Origin of the sequence: Fulvivirga lutimaris (genome assembly GCF_009711525.1) — a bacterium.
In the GTDB taxonomy this organism is placed as follows: Bacteria; Bacteroidota; Bacteroidia; order Cytophagales; family Cyclobacteriaceae; genus Fulvivirga; species Fulvivirga lutimaris.
Genome location: NZ_SMLV01000329.1, coordinates 1 through 15,461, shown reverse-complemented (window position 1 = coordinate 15,461; position 15,461 = coordinate 1). Strand labels below are relative to the sequence as shown.

The 15,461-nt window shown below is 40.1% G+C and carries 9 protein-coding genes; 3 read left to right on the top strand and 6 right to left on the bottom strand.

The features are described 5' to 3' along the window. Together E1140_RS21420 and E1140_RS07130 are read left to right on the top strand one after the other, a co-directional pair. Positions 1-384: hypothetical protein (locus E1140_RS21420; RefSeq protein WP_185153469.1), on the top strand; the 384-nt coding region annotated here is incomplete at its 5' end. A 252-nt stretch (positions 385-636) separates the two neighbouring features. After that, positions 637-1,389 (top strand): hypothetical protein, encoded by a 753-nt coding sequence (locus tag E1140_RS07130; protein WP_155180904.1) that lies wholly within the window; start codon positions 637-639, stop codon positions 1,387-1,389. 39 nt (positions 1,390-1,428) lie between these two features. On the opposite strand, the gene pbpC is transcribed toward E1140_RS07130, so the two are convergent. The 3 genes from pbpC to E1140_RS07115 form a co-directional block, all read right to left on the bottom strand. Next, positions 1,429-3,789, bottom strand: coding sequence for a penicillin-binding protein 1C (gene pbpC, locus E1140_RS07125; RefSeq protein WP_221412652.1), 2,361 nt, complete (start codon positions 3,787-3,789; stop codon positions 1,429-1,431). Next, entirely contained in the window at positions 3,790-9,318 is a 5,529-nt protein-coding gene (locus tag E1140_RS07120; protein ID WP_155180898.1) for an alpha-2-macroglobulin family protein, read from the bottom strand. It abuts the gene before it with no gap. Between the two features lie 77 nt (positions 9,319-9,395). Next, positions 9,396-10,001, bottom strand: coding sequence for a M23 family metallopeptidase (locus E1140_RS07115; RefSeq protein WP_155180895.1), 606 nt, complete (start codon positions 9,999-10,001; stop codon positions 9,396-9,398). A 79-nt stretch (positions 10,002-10,080) separates the two neighbouring features. On the opposite strand from E1140_RS07115, the gene E1140_RS07110 reads away from it, so the two are divergent. Next, a complete protein-coding gene (locus tag E1140_RS07110) occupies positions 10,081-10,887 on the top strand; it encodes an SOS response-associated peptidase (protein ID WP_155180892.1) in 807 nt (268 codons plus the stop codon). A 4-nt stretch (positions 10,888-10,891) separates the two neighbouring features. Here E1140_RS07110 and E1140_RS07105 read toward each other — a convergent pair whose 3' ends face one another. The 3 genes from E1140_RS07105 to E1140_RS07095 form a co-directional block, all read right to left on the bottom strand. Further along, the gene (locus E1140_RS07105; RefSeq protein WP_155180889.1) at positions 10,892-11,227 is read right to left on the bottom strand and encodes a hypothetical protein; all 336 of its coding nucleotides are present in this window, start codon (positions 11,225-11,227) and stop codon (positions 10,892-10,894) included. Positions 11,228-11,237: 10 nt separating this feature from the next. Continuing rightward, positions 11,238-14,213 carry a DNA polymerase III subunit alpha gene (locus E1140_RS07100; RefSeq protein ID WP_155180886.1) on the bottom strand — a complete coding sequence of 992 codons (2,976 nt, stop codon included), beginning with the start codon at positions 14,211-14,213 and terminating at the stop codon, positions 11,238-11,240. A 93-nt stretch (positions 14,214-14,306) separates the two neighbouring features. Further along, positions 14,307-15,461: DNA polymerase Y family protein (locus tag E1140_RS07095; protein ID WP_425482005.1), on the bottom strand; the 1,155-nt coding region annotated here is incomplete at its 5' end.

The window sequence follows — 15,461 nt, the reverse complement described above, 5'->3', positions numbered from 1 at the left end:
GATAGCTTTATTGTTATCCGAGACTTCGAACTGCTACGTGGACAACCTGTTTCATATGGATTTGCACAAGTTTTAGAAGTAGGCTCAATAATTCTTTTAAAAAATTTCTGCAGAATAACTTATGGAGGTTCACCAATGCCAGGTGGATATGGTATGTCTCAAGGTTCCAGTACAAAGGTCGAAACATTCATTTTAACAAAACAAGACTCTGAGAAATTATGGATAGTTTATTCCAAGAAAAAAAAGTTTAATGCTTTGCTTGAAGATATTGTAAAAGATTTTCCCTCTGATTCTCCTTACAAAGATGTCAACACTATCAAGTATGAAATGATGCCTCAAATAATAGCAGAATACAATAGATTGAAAGAAAATAAAGACATGTAGCACTCCATAAAAGCACATTTGGACTTCACCTTGGAAGTCCTTAAATGTCTGGGTGCGATTAGCCCGCATGTTTTAGGCTGGCAATTCAAATCTACTTTCCTCTCTAAATTTGTGCATTACTACAAGGACGGGGTGCTTCAAGTTGCATTTTGTGTGGCTAGGTTCTAAACCCAAGTAGTGCTAGTTTTATAACCTGCAAAATAAGTAAACAAACGAGCCTTACAGTGGCGTTAGACTAAATTGGTCTCTAGAATGCAAAACATATTAATCGTAACATTAACTCTCTTGGTATACAACCTTTATGCTCAAGTACCTGAGATATCCTTAAAATGGCAAAGTAAATATGTGGAAAGTCAATTTGACCTACTGGACATTGGAGAATATTTTCAGTATGACTACTCCAAGATACTATCTAATCAGTTAAGATTTGAAGGAGATATTTGGTCAACTTACGTTGGGGTATTTGGCCCAAAAAACAGAAGAATTGATTTTCATTTGGAGGTATCGAAACAATCTAATGATAGTTATAAGGTAATTGGTAAAAGTAAGCTTGGCTCTAATATCAGAAACCTTAATGGAACCATTAAACTTATAGGTGCATATAAAACTACTTGGATGGCGAACATTTTAACATTTGAATATGAATTGAACGAACCAGGAGACAAAGAGGGTGATGGAAAATTTATTGGTATTGGAGCAATCACATTTATAATCAAAGACAAAATTCCAGACATATTCTGGGCAGCATCTGGTGACTTTCGAGAATACAATAACATGTTTGTCGGAACTTGGATTAGAAATAACTCAAACATATCGAGAGAATGCATATTCACATTTATGCCAAGTGGAACCCACAATAAACTTCCTTTTCGAGATGATCTTTACAAAGAATTTGGTGAGATGGATGAATGCAAATGCTACTTTGAATTCAAAAATGAAATTCGACAATATGGTTGGGAAGATTATGACGATGACAATCGAAACAAAGTGGCTTGGTGGAAATAGAACATAAACCTAACAGCTGAACCTTAGGCAGAATCAAACTCACTCAATCACCTCAAACCGCTGGGTAATCTCATTTCCAAACTCATCAACAAGCGTGATGGTATGCAAGCCAACATCAGCCTGTATCCCCTTTTGGTGTGTGCCTTCTGTATAACCTAAGTATTGATCATCAAGGTGCCAATACACCACAGCATTCATGTTTTGGTGGGCTGCCTCAAATATTGAAAACCCCTTCTCCCCGCTCTGCTCCAAAGGAATTTTTACTTTGGTAAATTGGTTTGGATAAATCAGTTCAAAATGAGTTTTGCTATCAACTTGTATGCATCCCGACATAAACGGTGGCTGTTTTTTATAATTAGGGTGAAACTTCCGGTAATACCAGGCCTGCACTGGAGGAAGGACAAACCACGGTTGCTGAACAATATCAGAAACATTGTAACAGGTATTATTTACCTGATATTTACCCTGCTTGTCCAAATGCAGCAAGGTGTGGAATGCACAGCTTTCTGTTTTTAGCAGGTAATCTGGCAATTGAATTGATTTGGTTGAAAGGCAGTGTTTCGAAGCTAACATTCCGCTTTCAGTACAGATATCTCTCGCCACACCAAAGGGCTCACCCAGATCAACATTACCATCCACCAAATCAAAAAGCCTGAAGAGTAATGGCGCTGCCGCTGACACTCCCGTTAAACCAGGACGTCCTTCTCCATCTGCATTGCCTACCCACACTCCTATCACATGGTCATTGTTCAATCCAATGGCCCACCCATCTCTAAAACCATAGCTTGTGCCTGTTTTCCATGCAATTTGCCTTGAAGACTGAAACTGCTGCCATCCACTCTCCTCATCTGGTCTGTTCAGTTTCTGCATGGCTTCAAAAGTAAATCTTATTGAAGGGGCTCTTAAAAAACCATCAGCTGCCAGTGAAACCTCATCAACGTCATCTGCTTTCAGGTAATGATTGTAATGATAATCCTGAGTTGAATAACCTTTGCCTATCGGCCTTTCTTTGTAATTATCAAGGCTCCTGGCCATTCCAGCATATACAGAAGTCAGCTCCCACAAGGTGGTTTCAGCACCTCCCAAAATCATTGACAGACCATAATGACTTGCAGGCTGATCAAAAGCATTTAAACCTAGCTGTTTTAACTTCTGGTGAAACTTTTCATAACCGTATTCAATCAGCAAATGGACAAATGGCACATTTAAGGAACTGATTAATGCATCATCTGCTGGTACTGCTCCCCTATACTCCTTATCAAAATTCTTAGGTGCAAAACCTTTATAAAACACAGGCACATCTGGTAGTAACTCATGGGGAGCAATAAGGCTTTCATCCAGTGCAGCGGCATATAAGAAAGGCTTAAGAAGGCTTCCCGGGCTTCTTCGGGAAGTAATAATGTCAACATGCTGGCCATGTGTACCCGATGCGTTTGAATTGCCTACATAAGCCAGGGTGTTGCCTGACTTAATATCTAAAACAATGGCTGCGGCATTATGAATTTGATTGAAGGCTAAGCCTTTACTATGCTCATTGACTAATTTATCTACCGCTACCTGAAGGCGTGTATCCAATGTAGATCTTACATCCTTACCTTTCAGTCCTTCACCCATGGCACGATAAAGCAAATGGTAGGCTTTATTTGGAATAGGCTTGATACTTCCGGGCAAAGGTTCCTGTTTTGCCAAAAACAACTCATCCTCATCAATCAGTCCCCGATCATGAATTTTATCAAGCAGTTGATCCCTCTTCTGCAAGAAGATGTTTTGGTTTTTACCGGGAAAGATGGAGCCCGGGTTATTAGGTAAAATTGCCAACGTAGCTGCCTCGGCCCATGAAAGTTGATGAGGTGGTCTGCCAAAGAACCGATAGGAAGCGGCACTTATTCCCACAATATTGCCACCGTATGGCGCATGATCTACATATTCCTTCAGGATAGATGATTTTTTATAGAAGAGCTCCAATTTAAGAGCAATAGCCATTTCCAGAAGCTTCTGCGTATAAGTTCTGGGCTGATTACCCAAAGCCATACGCACCGTTTGCATTGTCAATGTGCTACCTCCACTGACGGTTCTGCCAGCGTTATAGTTCTGTCTTGCGGCTCTGAAAAGTGATACTGGATTTACCCCAGGATGATAGTAGAAATACTCATCTTCGAAAAGCAAAAGTGCCGATTCGAGCTTCGCTGGTATAGAATCAGAAACAGGAAAGCGCCACTGCTGATCATCAGCAATAGCGGCACTTAAAAGAGTTCCGTCTTCAGATTTAAGAGTTGTGGTATATGGAACATCGAAAAGCGGATCAGGAAGTGGTATGAAAAGAAATAAAATCAGGAAAGCAAGTAGCATTATGCCACCTGCTTTCCCAATCTTCAAAAATCTTCTATTTCTAAAATTCAATTACTTCTGCACTTTGACCCATCTGCCTGGCTTATTGGCAAATATCGAATTGTCATACATGGCTTCAACGCTGATTGAAGGCAAGTAATAATCACCCTGATAAGCAGCATTTAACAATACTTCAAAGCTTGCAGATTCATTAGGCTTAAGATCAAAGTAATGCATCGTTCTATCATCACGTATGTCTATATATTCGGCTTTAGTATTCTCAGAAGCCGAGCCATCAAGTCTGGTATTAATGATCTCCCAACCTGAAGGAAAGATTTGGGTTAAAGCCAATTCATTATAAACCCCATTTAAACCTGGGTTTGTCACTTTTACAGTGGCTTTAAAGTTAGTACCCTGAGTCAATGAGGATAGATCCACCGGATTGCCCTTCATATCCGTGTAAGACACAGAAAAATTGATATTTCTGTTAATAGTTTCCTCGGTACCTTCTAATGGTATCCCCGTTCTTATGACCCTTGCAAATACTGGCGCATCACCTTTGTTGCTGATTTTAATGACTGATTTCTTGTTCGGAGATTCTACAACCACCTGATTTATAAAATCCTTGCCCTCAATAGTAGTTGATTTACCAGCAATATCTACTGTGGTATTGGTTTCCTTGTCCATACCAAAACCTTCAGCATATTTCGCAATGGCAATAAAACAGTAGGCTGTAGTTTGTGTACTCATCCACTTATCCTTATTGCCCATTTCTTTAGCGATGTCCATCATAACTTCAAAAGCTTTCTCCTTCTGATCCAGCTCTGACAAAGTCTCCAAAATCATGGCTTTGTTCCTTGTGTCAGAACCAAATGAATAGCGATAATCCCTTAAAGTACTATCTGCTTCTATAGAAAGTCCTTCAATGAGTTTCTTGGCCTGATCATCGTAACCTGAAGCTGCATAAGCCAATGCGAGTCGCCATTTGGCCTCTCGTCTCACCTTGCCATTCTCTTTCATTCTGTTCATAGCTCCCATAGCAGGACTGCCAGCCACAGCCAATGTATAAAGTCTGTAAGCCTGGATGAGATCGTTATCTTCATCGGTACTCAATGTGCCCCATGCATCGGCTTTCTGAGACTGGAAGCCTACCCAACTTGACAGCATACCTTCTGGTACTAAATAACCAGCTTTCTTAGCTTCTACCAGGAAATGACCTGCATAGTTAGTTCCCCAATTGTTAGGGTAATCATTGCCCGGCCAATAGGAAAATCCTCCTGAAGTCAACTGGAAAGTTTTGAGTCTGGTGATAGCTGCTTCTATATTTCGCTGCACCTCCTTATTCTCATCTTCAGCAAGCGTCATCAATTTGTTAAGGAACAGTTGAGCAAAAACTGAAGAAGTGGTCTGCTCGATACAGCCATGTGGATACCTGATCAGATAACCCAAACGCTGCTCTATATTTAATGAAGGCAATGAGCTTATTTCTACATAAGCGCTATTTTCACCCAGCATACCCATAGGACTGTAACTATAATCCCAATCTGCGCCATTGGCTATCACCTTATCTGCGATATCTATTGTTACCGGGTTACGAGGCACCACATTCATCTCAATATCATAAGAAGCCTTAATGCTTCCTGAAATGGCCGTCACCTTAACTTTACCAACACCTAAGGCTTCCTTAGCTTTAATATCAAAGTAAGCCACCTTATCTCCTGACTTGGTAAATTTCACATTTGATGTTTTAGCTCCACTTAAGGTTAAAGTTCCTGACACTTCTACTGCAATGGAGACATCCTTTACATTATCCTCCAAAGCGAAAATATTGACCGGGAGCTTCATAGTTTCACCTGGCCCGGCTACTCTTGGTAATGTAGCAAGCACCATTAATGGCTGTTTAACTGGCGTAGCTACATCTGCACTACCATAAGCACCTTCCGATGCTGCAATTACCATTGTTTTTACACTGCCTATGTACTGCGGCATCTGGATAGTATGCTTTTTGGTTTTCCCTTTCTCCAAGTAAAATGGCCCTAAATATTTAACAACAGGCTTAAACCTGTTGGCTTCCTTTTCTTCCTTAGGCTTCAACTCTCCATCACCACCAACGGCCAGTAGATAATCCATTTTGCCTGAGAAAGCGCCCATAACATCATCATAAACATCCCATGTTTTGATACCCAGAGCCTCACGGGCAAAGAAGCTATCCCATGGTTTTGGTGTTTTGTAATTGGTGATGTCTAATAAACCTTCATCTACCATTGCTACTGTATAAGCCATGGCACGACCAGATTTTTCAGAAATCTCAATATCGAAAGTCTGCTCAGGACGTAGCTCTTTTGGCATTGAAATGACAGGAGTCAATTGCGTTTCTGCGTCAACCACTTTGATAGACTGGACTCCATAAAGCCTAATAGGTAAATCGTTAGAAGTTTGTCCATGCGGCTGAACCATGGTCAGGTGCGCATAAACATTTGGAGCCATGGCTGCTGTGGCATCAAAAGCGATGTTGGTGTTGGTCTCCTCGGTTTCTACCCAGAAAGTCTGTAAAACCTCACTGCCAGTTTCAAGACTCACCAGAATTCTATTTCCTTTAGTAGAAGGAATAGAAAGTGTGATCTTCTCACCTACCTTATACTCGTCTTTTTCAATTGCAAAATCAAGCATGGTAGCTCCGTCAAGTTCTCCTCGCTTGCCTTTACCTGCCCATCCAGGCCAGTCAAGATAAACAATTTGTCCTGAGCTGTGCCCGCTGTTAGGGTCTTCAACTTTAAGATAATAGCGGCCCCAGTCAGGATAGTTGATCCTTAAGTCGTATTTCCCAGATCCGTTTTGAGTACTTATTGTTCCCGAGGAAACAGGCTCACGGTAAGACCTACCCACATAATTACTGATATTGTCATAGGAGTTGTCCCACCACCATTTCCAATTCAGCTTATAAAGCTCCACTTTGAGGCCTTGACGGCTAGCAGGATTGCCATTAGCATCTACCGTAGCGATTCTCACTTCATGGTCCTCATCCGTAAGGAGGATACCTCTTTTATCACCTTCAGGTGCTTTAATACCTACATATGACGTGTATGGATAATAAGGAATGGAAGTACTGCTGATGCTAAAATCACCACCTTCTTCATAGACCTTGCCATATAAGTTAGCCATTAACGCTCCAGGAGCATCTTCTGCACCTCCCAATTCCATATTCAGCTTTGCATAACCCTCACTATCCACTTTTCCTTCGAAAATCAGTTCACGCTCACTGTAGAAGTATTTAGCCTGATCATCGAAGCTGAAGTTAGGGTACTTATCAAATGTTGTTTTAACAGGGCGGAGCAGTAACTCGTACTCAGCCTTTAGACCATTGGCCTTGGCTCCGCTCAACCAGCGCACATTCAAATCTCCTGATACGAATTTGTCATTGGCCGTAAATCTATCTTTATCAAATGTCAGATTAATTTTTAGCCTGTTTGGTTTAATGGCTTCAATTTTAACTTGTTTCTCAAATGATGCGCCACCAACTTTAGCTAGCGCACGCCAGTTGCCTGTAGGAGCCTCTGCATCAGTTTTGAAGTCAAAACGATACATACTGCCAACGGCTTCACTGCTGATCTTCCTTGCAGACAATTGCCCTGCAGGATTGTAGAGTTCCATTACAACAGGATGGTTTTTAGGAAGTGTTTTAGTTAAATCTTCAAGAATAAATCCAAGGTGAACAGTATCAGCAGGTCGCCATACGCCTCTTTCTCCATAAATAAAGCCTTTGAGGCCTTTTTGCACCTCATTGCCTGACACATTGAAGTTGCTTAATGAAAGCGAAGAGCCATCATCCAATTTTAAATACCCCCGCTGCTCATCTTTCTTTGCTACTAAAGCGAAAGGTCGCCCTGTTACTTTGATTTTAGCCTTTCCTTCTCCATCTGACTTACCACTAGCTATAAGCTGCTGCTGATAATCATATACTTCAAAAGTAACACCACTCATTGGTGAGGTATTCACCAGATTGGTGACAAAAACAGATAAATCGCCATTATCACGTCTTTTGGCAATTAAACCAAAATCTGAGGCCATAAGCATTTTACTGATGCTTCTGCGTTTACCATAATAAGAGTTGCTACAAGGGTTATCTCGCTCTTCCCAGTTATAGTCTGGATTATAATAGTATTCGTAACTATCCCAGTAAGAACCTTCATCCTCGGGCCCCCACTCTTCCATATCCTCATCTAAAGTGGCTATGTCTTCATTATCAGAACAGAAGTAAAGAGAATGACGCTTTTGGAACCCAATTTGAATTTGATAAAATGCCCCGGGTTCAGTTGTTAATATATCATGTAAATCCAGCGTAAAACGGTTCCAGGCATTCAGATTCGTAACACCACTTGTGTTCAGAGGAATCGTCTTTTTGGCAATTGGACGCCCTACTCTGCTTAATTGGTTTTGGCCCCCCAAACCGTTCACTTGCAAATATTGAAGCATGTTATCTTCAAATATTCTGATCACTGTCACATCTACAGCATTAAGTCCTACCGCCTCAAACGGAAGTACAAGTCCTTTTGAATTAGGTAAAATTGATTTTTCATTTCCATCAACCAACCTCACCTCCGGTTTGATCTGCGTGAACTGTAGTGTAGTAGTATAATCTTCCTTCAACTGGTAACCCGCAACATTTTTAACACCAGTATTTATGGTAAGCTTTGCCTGGGTTGTGATTGTGCTGGTTGGATAAATCTTTAACTCATTAAGATCCACCACCATACGTTGGCGACTCGTTCCTGAAAGAGATACTAATCCGGTTAAATTTTGTCGAGCATCCAGAGGATCAGAAAACAGCACCGAGATGTAATTCTCCTCGCCTCTTACTATTCTGCTGGAAATAACTTTATAATCACTTAATGAAGGAATTTCAACTTCTAAATCTTCATTTTTATCAACGTTAATCGCCTCACCATCAATAGATAGTACAACCTCACCTTCAGATTCACTTCGAGTTACATTCTCAACGGTGAAAGCATAGCTATTATCTAAACCTGCACCCCAAACTACATTTAATGTTTTACCTGACTGTTTAGCAGAAACTGTCTTCTTAACATCCTCGAAATCAACGATATCTGCAGTTTGCAGACTACCTTCAATTTTTACCTTACTTAAGTCAGTGGCATTGTAAAGCTTTATACCTTCTATCCTAGTCTCAAAGTTTTGGACCAAAGTCTGAAATATGAATTTAAACTCTTCCTTATCCTTATCAATACCAGGAATCAGCGGCTCAAGATTAACAATAGCCTCATACCTTTGATCGCTTGCCAGCCTGCTGGCTGGCTGAAAAACCACGGTTCTATTGTCCCCCCAAGAAGTGGAGCCTTCTATGCTCGGAGAAAAGCTAAAAATATCCTCCAAAGAAGTACCAACCAGACTATCTGGAATGCTTCTCGTTAATTTAACCCTGATATCACTACCTACGGAAATAACACCGCCAGTAAATGAGTTAATATGATCTACAAATAGATTTTTAGGGCTGCTAAAGTCATCAATTCTCTGTTCTGTAGAATCACTACTACAGCCAAAAAAAACAAGTGTACTAATACATAGAATCAACAGGCGGTTCATAGGTGAGTTGGTTAAGGTTTTGAAAGCATATAAGTATTCAAAAATAGTAAGATAAAGCCTGCTTATTCAATAATATATTAAAGTCTTTCTGCAAAAAATGATAAAGGATTGTAAAACAGACTGTTTAGTTTTTCCTCTGTATGGCAATCCAAAGTGTAAGATTTATATAGCCTTTCTGGAAGAGTGGCTTGCGAGTGTATTTGAACGGGTCGTACCTTCAATATTTCAAAATGAAAATGGTCAAATTGCCAGCCATGCCTTCCCAGCTCCCCACGATTGAAAAATCTGGCTATAGGATTGCTAGAACTTACTGGCTGATGAAGATCAACCTTGATGCCTGCAATGTGTTCATATACAGTCCAAAAATACTGCCCATTAATATTATGCTCAATAATTAATTGCGCGTAAGGTCCATCTTCCCTCTTACTAATTACCACACCTTCCGCAATAGAATAAATAGGCTCGTCTAAATAGTTTTTGTTAGGGCGTTTGATATCTATGCCAGCGTGTAAATGCCCAGGAATTGAGGGTCTGGCTTTTCTATTTAGCCCAAATTCACCAATTTCAGTTAGTGCTATTTCATAAACGGACGTACGGTCAATAACATCAATAGGAAGATAGACATCATTGAGTTGAGGGGTGAAAGCAGTGATGAGTAAGTGTAATAAAATAATTGAAAGCATAACTGTAATTTAATAACACCTGCAAATCTATTCACAGGTTGATATTGTCTAAATAACTAAATTTAAATAACTTATTCCCATGTGCTACGATGCTGCAACAAACTACAGAAGACAAATTAGCATGGCTCGAAAACAGGGTGCTGATGAAAAAGAATTAAAATTCCTTGAATTAAAACTCGAACAAGCTGAAAGAAATCGTCCGGATACTAAATCATTTGAGTATTATTATACTTCTGGTTTCAGTCATAAAAAATTAGGCGTTATCACTGCTGATAACCCAGAAGAATTACAATTCTTTGACTGGGGATTAATCCCTTTTTGGGTCAAGGATAAACAGTCCGCAATTAAATTATCTAACCAAACTCTTAATGCTAGAGGCGAAACAATCTTTGAAAAACCTTCGTTTAGAGCTGCTGCAAAGAATAAAAGATGTTTAGTAGTGCTAAGCGGCTATTATGAGCATTACTGGGCAGATAAGAGTGGAAAAAGAAAGATTCCGTACTATATAGAGTTTAAGAATCAGTTACCCATGTACATGTCGGGCTTATGGGAAGAATGGGTAGATAAAGAAACAGGAGAAGTCAAGAACACTGTTTCTATAGTTACTACAGTTGCAAATGAAGCGTTGGCAAAAGTTCATAATAGGGATGCCAACAATCCAAGAATGCTCAACATAATGCCACATGAGTCGAAACTAGAATGGCTACATGATATCCAAAATGAATCAGATAAAGAATTTATCAAATCATTGATTAAGCCATATCCTCAACATGAATTAACAATATATCCTGTAGGTCAACTTAGAGGTAAAAATGGCTTAGGAGATGTCCCAAAGGCTCAAGAAAAACAGGAGTACCCCGAATTAGAATTACCTCTTTTCGATTAGATGACTAATATTTTTTAGACCCAATAGCTCTCGCAATTTCAGGGTATGATTTAAGAAATTCTCGTAAAACGCGAATGTCATTAGCTGCATAACAAAATTCATCGCCTTCATGATCAGTCCAAAATATCATAATCTCAGCCTTTTTAATTATTGGTCGTGTTATCTTCTTTACAATCTCATAACCCTCTATTGGTATATCGTTGTAATCCTGCGCCATAGATGGTGCACCAGCATTAATATCGTAATAGATGGTTTTTCCAATGTACTGAACTCTTAAATAGTAGTGTTCAGGTAAGGGATACCCACCTCGCAACTTATACACTCCCGGTGATAACTTCATAGTCTAAACATTAAATATTTAGTTCATTTCCTGAATTCACGAAGTATCTCGGGTCATCGATATACCGTTCTTTCTCCATCATCATCACTTCTATGGAGGGGAAATCATACTCCTCTACCACCTTTCCGGTAATGGTATAGACACCGCGCCCACGAAATGGCCACCGCTCGGCAGTGGGTGGAAAGTGTACCGTGTCGATAAACTGACCTTCGAGGTCAATGAAAGTGCCGAAGTTCATACGCTTTCCTTTTGAAGTGCTCGTGTTTTTAATGGCAATCAAATAGCCCAGAATTGTGATCACTTTTCCAACCTGGCGCTTAAGGTCCTTGGTACACAGTGTACTTTTAAAATCTCCATCTAACAGACTGAATGGATGACACAAGGGGAAGCCTATAAGCTCCATCTCATCAAACGCATCCTCCATTAAACTAACACTTAACTTAGGAATCATAAATCGCTTATAATCAACCTTAAAAAGTGGCGTACTCACAGGTGGCTTTTGCTTATTACCAAGTAAAAAATGCGCCTTCCATAACAGTTCTTTCTTATTAACTCCTGTGAAGCGAAACGCACCTACCCTGATTAAAAGAGTCAGCTGCTCAAGGGATATTTCTACCCTGCTCACAAAATCTTCCAAGCTCACATATTTACCCTGACGTTCACGATCTGCAACCAATCGTTCAATCACTCTCACCTCTAAATCCAATACCAGTCCAAACCCTAAATAAATGTCTTTGCCATAGATTCTTGTGTCATAGGCGCTTTTATTAACACATGGAGGAAATATCTCTGCTCCATGCATTCTTGCTTCATGCACATAGAGTTCTACCCGGTAAAAGCCACCACCATTATTAATTGTGGCCACCATATACTCCAACGGAAAATAAGCTTTTAGAAATAGGCTCTGATAGCTTTCTACAGCATACGAAGCAGAATGCCCCTTGGCAAAAGCATAACCAGCAAAACTTTCAATCTGACGCCAAACATCAGCCGTTATCTCTCGGCTATACTTCTTCTCAAGGCAGTTACTAAAAAACTTCTCTTTAACCTGCTGAAACTCATCCCTTGACCTGAACTTACCTGACATCCCCCTTCTAAGCACATCAGCCTCCCCTAAATCCAAACCAGCAAAATGGTGTGCTACTTTAATCACATCTTCCTGATAGACCATAATGCCATAAGTATCAGGCATAATATCACGAAGCACAGGATGAGCATCATTTCTACGTTCTGGCTCTCTAAACCTTACAATATACTGCCGCATCATTCCGGATTTAGCCACACCAGGACGTATAATCGAGCTGGCTGCTACCAAACCAAGGTATTCATCAGCTCTTAGCTTTCTCAATAGCATACGCATGGCCGGAGATTCCACATAAAAGCACCCTATAGCCTGAGCTTCACGCAAAAGCTCTTTGATTCGTGGATCCTTCTTTAATGATTTAAAGTCATGAATATCAATATCAGGAGCATCAGGGCAGTTTTCTTTTATCAGTGCAAGGCAGTCTTTGATTTTACCAAGGCCTCTTTGCGCCAATATATCAAACTTATAAAGTCCAACATCTTCAGCAAGGTGCATATCAAAATGTGTAGTAGGAAAGCCCTTAGGAGGCAAACTGGTAGCCGTAAAGTATTGAATAGGGCGATTAGCAATAAGTACACCACCTGCATGAATACTCAAATGACTGGGTAAATTGGCAATATAGCTGCTATACTTCAACACAGTGGCCGCCATAGCATCGGAAGGCTGCCCTCCTTCTGCCATTTTCTCTATCTCATGAGCAGGAAGGCCAAAAACCTTCCCCAGCTCTCTTATGGTGGCTTTTGCTTTGAATGTGCTAAAAGTGGCCAAAAGAGCCACGCCATTAGGTGATTTTTTATTAAAGTATTCAAAAATGAATCTGGTAACATCATCACGATCTCGTGATGAAAAGTCTATATCAAAATCAGGAGGATTTTGGCGGTAAAGATTGATAAACCGTTCAAAATACAGATCGAGCTCAATAGGGTCTACATCAGTAATGCGCAACAGATAGGCAACAATGCTATTAGCTCCACTTCCTCTACCCACATAGTAATACTTCCTTTTTCGGGCGTAATTGATGATTTTGCAGTTGATGAGAAAATAGGATACAAACTTCTTTTGTTTGATAATCTGCAGCTCTTTTACCAGTCTGCGCATGATTTCAAGGCTACCCTGTGGATATCTGTAAGGCATACCTCGCAAACAAAGCCTTCTCAAAAGCTTAAAATCCTGATCTTCAGAGCCTGTATAAGTTTTAAGATTTTGTGGTATATCAGTAGAGAAATTAAAATGGATATTGCATTGATCAAGTAGCATCTCAGCATTTTTTAGCAAATAAGGATAATCAGTATAGACTTCCTTTAACTGATCAGGTGATAGAAACCGATCATTTTCACTCCCTTCCTCTGTTTTGGGAAGTTTACTGAGCAATGTATTGTTATCAATAGCACGAAGCAGTCTGTGTGTATTAAAATCTCTTTTATGACGGAAAGTTATAGATGAAAAAGCAACAAGCTTTTCCGGCTGATTCTTCCGTGGAGAGTTCCATAGTTTAGAGAAATTAGAAGGTTTTATGCCTACAAATTCATTTTTACGCAACTTAAAAGTTGCTTTATTAAACGGATAGATAACAAACGCATTTTTGAAAAAAGGTGCTTTTTCAGGTATGGGTATATTATTATGCAGGTGATAAGAAAGTAGCTCATTCAACTCCTGGAATCCTTTATTGTTCTTTGCTATGCCTACAAATTGCTGATTAGCACCGTTTCTAAAGTCAATTCCTAAAACAGGTTTTACATTGCATTTTTGCGCTTCTCTAACAAAAATCAAGCTCCCTGAAGTAGAATTAATATCCGTAAGTGCCATAGCAGCAACACCATAATGTTCCGCCTGAGCCAATAGCTCTTTGGGATTTATTACCCCATGTTTAAAACTGTATGATGAGTGAGTATTGAGGTACATATTATTTTGGTTTTCGTCATTGCGAGGAAGTGAAACAACCGTGGCAATCTCTTGCTTTAGATTGCTTCACTACGTTCGCAATGACGTATTAAATTAAGCTCTTCGATTAGCCAAAAGCGGTGGTGGCTCCCCTGTAAAAGGATTAAACCTACTTATCGTTTTAGCTTCTATGCCTGCCGCACGCATTACTATCCTATCACCATGTTTATCTCTTATCTTATCCATAGCATGATAAAGATTGATCATCTCAGTAGCATCTTCAAAAAGATTAATCTGATAACCACCATTCACCAGGTGACTAAAACGCACGCCTATTAATCGTATTAACAATCGCTTATTGTACAGCTTATCAAAGAGTTCCAACACTTTAGGGATAAGCATATGATCAGCTGATGTATAGGAAATCCTGTTCTGCAAAGTGTAGGTATTAAAATCAGAATACCGGACTTTCACAGTTACGCAAGAGGTAAGCTTCTGCCCTCTGCGCAGCTGAAAAGCCAGATTCTCTGCCATGGCCAGCATAATAGCTTTCAGCTTCACCATATCCGTGGTATCCCTATCAAACGTGCGCTCTGTAGAAATTGACTTACGCTCAGAATAAGGCTCTACCGCTGAGTTGTCAATGCCATTAGCCTTACGCCAGATAGAAATACCATTCTTTCCCAGCACCTTTTCCATCAGTTCTACCGGCATCTGCTGTATAGTCTCTATACGCTTGATACCCAACCCGCACAAAACCTGAAAAGTCTTATCTCCTACCATAGGAATCTTCTTTACCGACAATGGTGCTAAAAAAGGTTTCTCTAATCCATATTCTATTTTTTTCTGGTTATTTGGTTTTGCTTCTCCGGTAGCTATTTTAGATACCGTCTTATTTTCTGATAAGCCAAATGAAATGGGCAAGCCTGTATCTTCAGTGATTTTAGCACGAAGCTCACTGGCTATCTTATAGCTGTTGTAAAACTTATCCATGCCCGACAGGTCTACATAAAATTCATCAATAGATGTCTTTTCATATAAAGGCACTGCCTCCTTTACAATCTGTGTTACCTCTTCCGACTTTTGGGTGTAGGTATAAGTGTTACCCTTTATCTGTATTGCCTCCGGACAAAGCTGCTTGGCAAGCTTCATGGGCATGGCAGAATGCACCCCAAACTGGCGCGCCTCATAACTACAAGAAGCCACTACTCCTCGGTCTGTCACCCCACCAATAAGTATAGGTTTTCCATTAAGCCTACTGTCGATCAA

Excerpts from the sequence above, each read along its gene's own strand:
- E1140_RS07130 (WP_155180904.1), top strand. The coding sequence starts at position 637 with ATGCAAAACATATTAATCGTAACATTAACTCTCTTGGTATACAACCTT.
- E1140_RS07120 (WP_155180898.1), bottom strand. The coding sequence starts at position 9,318 with ATGAACCGCCTGTTGATTCTATGTATTAGTACACTTGTTTTTTTTGGC.
- E1140_RS07115 (WP_155180895.1), bottom strand. The coding sequence starts at position 10,001 with ATGCTTTCAATTATTTTATTACACTTACTCATCACTGCTTTCACCCCT.
- E1140_RS07110 (WP_155180892.1), top strand. The coding sequence starts at position 10,081 with ATGTGCTACGATGCTGCAACAAACTACAGAAGACAAATTAGCATGGCT.
- E1140_RS07105 (WP_155180889.1), bottom strand. The coding sequence starts at position 11,227 with ATGAAGTTATCACCGGGAGTGTATAAGTTGCGAGGTGGGTATCCCTTA.
- E1140_RS07100 (WP_155180886.1), bottom strand. The coding sequence starts at position 14,213 with ATGTACCTCAATACTCACTCATCATACAGTTTTAAACATGGGGTAATA.